Annotated in this window: 4 protein-coding genes and 1 pseudogene; 1 reads left to right on the plus strand and 4 read right to left on the minus strand. The window is 53.1% G+C overall.

The window, feature by feature from the left end; genetic code table 11:
* From INT22_RS04860 to INT22_RS04870, 3 genes and pseudogenes are all read right to left on the minus strand, one after another.
* Positions 1 to 124, minus strand: a pseudogene (locus INT22_RS04860) (phosphate acyltransferase PlsX); the annotation flags it as partial.
* A 42-nt stretch (positions 125 to 166) separates the two neighbouring features.
* A complete protein-coding gene (gene rpmF, locus INT22_RS04865; protein WP_009099300.1) occupies positions 167 to 337 on the minus strand; it encodes a 50S ribosomal protein L32 in 171 nt (56 codons plus the stop codon).
* Between the two features lie 36 nt (positions 338 to 373).
* Positions 374 to 922 (minus strand): YceD family protein, encoded by a 549-nt coding sequence (locus tag INT22_RS04870; RefSeq protein WP_038485316.1) that lies wholly within the window; start codon positions 920 to 922, stop codon positions 374 to 376.
* 162 nt (positions 923 to 1,084) lie between these two features.
* On the opposite strand from INT22_RS04870, the gene INT22_RS04875 reads away from it, so the two are divergent.
* Positions 1,085 to 1,687, plus strand: a complete 603-nt coding sequence (locus INT22_RS04875) for a Maf family protein (RefSeq protein ID WP_193061327.1) — start codon at positions 1,085 to 1,087, stop codon at positions 1,685 to 1,687.
* Positions 1,688 to 1,690: 3 nt separating this feature from the next.
* Here the strand turns inward: INT22_RS04875 and sppA are convergent.
* Positions 1,691 to 2,628: signal peptide peptidase SppA (gene sppA / locus INT22_RS04880; protein WP_226912415.1), on the minus strand; the 938-nt coding region annotated here is incomplete at its 5' end.

Raw genomic sequence — 2,628 nt, forward strand, 5'->3', positions numbered from 1 at the left:
TCTGCTGACGCGGACCAAACAGAGTTAATGCTAGGTCGGGGCGTTCAACAACCGCCCTTGCGGAGCCTTCGATAATGGCACGGGGGCCTTGGTCACCCCCCATTACATCAATCGCTAGGCGCACACAGCACCCACCCTGTTTTGCCGCTCATAAAAGCGCTAAGGCTTAAACTTCGACCACTTTACGACCGCGGTAGAAACCGTCGGGAGAAACGTGGTGACGCAGGTGAGTAGTACCGGTTTCCTTGTCCTGAGACAGAGTCGGTGCGCTCAGCGCATCGTGGCTACGACGCATACCGCGCTTGGAACGAGTTTTACGGTTCTGTTGAACTGCCATGGGTGTTTACTCCAAGGTAATTAAGGTAAGTGATGCTTACTTTTTGCCTTTCAAAGCGCCACTGCTTTTCAAAGCATTAAGCACTGCGAAAGGGTTCTTGGCCGGAGCGGAGTCTTCCGCCGTGCCTTCGGTCTTGCTGACCAGCTGCTCCGCCGAGACATGGCATTCGGTCTCATCGTGATAGACCACCTGCGGCAAGCTAAGGATAAGTTCATCCTCTATTACCGTCAGCAAGTCCAGCTGTTCATTTTCCACCAGCACCGGCTCATGACTAGCAGGTAGCTCGGCAGCCAAAGCTTCGTCTGCAATCATTCCTAATAAGAAATCACTGGAAACGTCTTGGCTTAGCGGCACTAGACAACGGCGACAAGGCAACGCCAGGGTCGCTTGCAAATGGCCACGAATTTCGCGACGGCCTTGGGCATCAACGCCAAACTCGAGTACGACATGACAGTCGCCGGTTTGGTCACCTGCTTCTTCAGCTAGGCGTGGCAGCTTGTTCAGCGCCACAATGCCTTCTAGTCGTTCGCGGCGGGCTGCAAGCTTATAAGGCTCAACCCGGCTGGGGATTTGTGAGGTCAACATAGGCGCGCAATGATAGGCACTCGCCCCCCCGCTGTCAAAGCTGTCGGTGCAATTCTTATGAGATTATCTCCCAAAACCACGTAAATAGGCAGGCTACCAAGGTTTCGTTACACTCCTTTGAACGCCGATTAATGCTCAACCAGACCTATTAAGGAGAACACTGTGCCTCAAACCGATAACGCGCCACTTGTCCTGGCATCAAGCTCTCGCTTCCGCCAAGCGCTACTGGACAAGCTATTACTGCCCTATCAGTGCTGCTCTCCAGACATCGACGAAACGCCCTATCCTAATGAGACGCCCAACGCCTTAGTGCACCGCCTGGCACTCAGCAAAGCCAACGCCGTTGCTGAGCGCTTCCCCAATCATTGCATCATTGGCTCTGATCAAATAGCTCTGTTTGAGGGTGACATTCTCGGCAAACCTCATACAGAAGAGCGCGCTCGGGAGAATCTGGCGCGCTTTTCTGGCCAAAAAGTGACTTTTTTGACGGGCTTAGCATTAGTTGATACCCGCCACCAACGGCATCACGTCCATATCGAGCCGCTTGAGGTGGTTTTTCGCTCACTGAGCCAGCAAGAAATTGCACGATATGTTGCCCTTGAGCAACCTTTAGACAGCGCTGGCAGCTTCCGCATGGAAGGACTGGGGATTAGCTTGTTTGAAAAACTCGAAGGCCGAGACCCAAACGCACTCATAGGGCTCCCACTCATCGCACTATGCGACATGCTTCGCCAAGCAGGTATGAACCCACTCGGCGACGCTTAGTCGTTACTGAGCCTGAAAGCGCAAAGGAGCATGCGCATGCTGAAGCCCCAGCACTTCGGCAGCTGTTTGCGTAAAGCGGCGTGTCAAACGCTCGAAGGGGTCTAAGCTGGGCGTATAGTTCTCCCATTCAGCCTCGCCTACCTGCTCACGAGCTACTTGCTCAAGACTGGCCAGCTCATCTATCAAACCTAGCTCTAACGCTTGTTCACCGCTCCAGATAAGCCCTGAGAAAATTTCAGGGCTGTTGCTCAAACGATCACCACGCCCTGCCTTCACATCGTCTATAAACTGCTCATGGGTTTGAGTCAGAACGCCCTGCCAGAAATCAGCAGCCTCTTCATCAAGCGGCTGAAAAGGATCCAAAAAAGCTTTGTTTTCACCGGCAGTCATTACGCGACGCTCTACGCCAATCTGGTTGATCGCTTCCTGGAAGCCAAAGCCAGCATAGATAACACCAATAGAGCCAACCAAGCTTGCACGGGACGCCACGATGCTATCGGCAGCAGAAGCAACGTAGTAAGCGCCGCTCGCACCAATATCCTCTATTACGGCAATAATGGGCTTGTCGCCCTGATCACGCAGCCGCATCATTTCGTCGTAAATACGCTGCGATTGCACAGGGCTTCCACCAGGACTATCAATGTGCAACACAACAGCAGCAGCGCTCTCTGATGACCATGCACGATTCAACCCTTTAATGATGCGTTCAGCATTTGCTGGTGCATCACTGGCAATCACACCATGTACTTCCACCAGTGCTACGTGGCTCTCGGTGGGCAATGAGGCCGTTGGCTCAGCGAGAAACACGCGGTATAGCATTGCTGTTAACGATATCAATACAATCGCTAGCAACATCAAACGAAAGAACAGCTTCCAGCGCCGGGTTCTGCGCTGTTCCTTTAAAACACCGCCAACCCAGCGGTCCATCATTTCCAACTGCG

This window comes from Halomonas sp. 3D7M, from assembly GCF_014897885.1.
GTDB lineage: Bacteria > Pseudomonadota > Gammaproteobacteria > Pseudomonadales > Halomonadaceae > Vreelandella.

Bases quoted from the DNA above. Each gene is read 5' to 3' on its own strand.
- INT22_RS04870 (WP_038485316.1), bottom strand. From the start codon at position 922: ATGTTGACCTCACAAATCCCCAGCCGGGTTGAGCCTTATAAGCTTGCA.
- rpmF (WP_009099300.1), bottom strand. From the start codon at position 337: ATGGCAGTTCAACAGAACCGTAAAACTCGTTCCAAGCGCGGTATGCGT.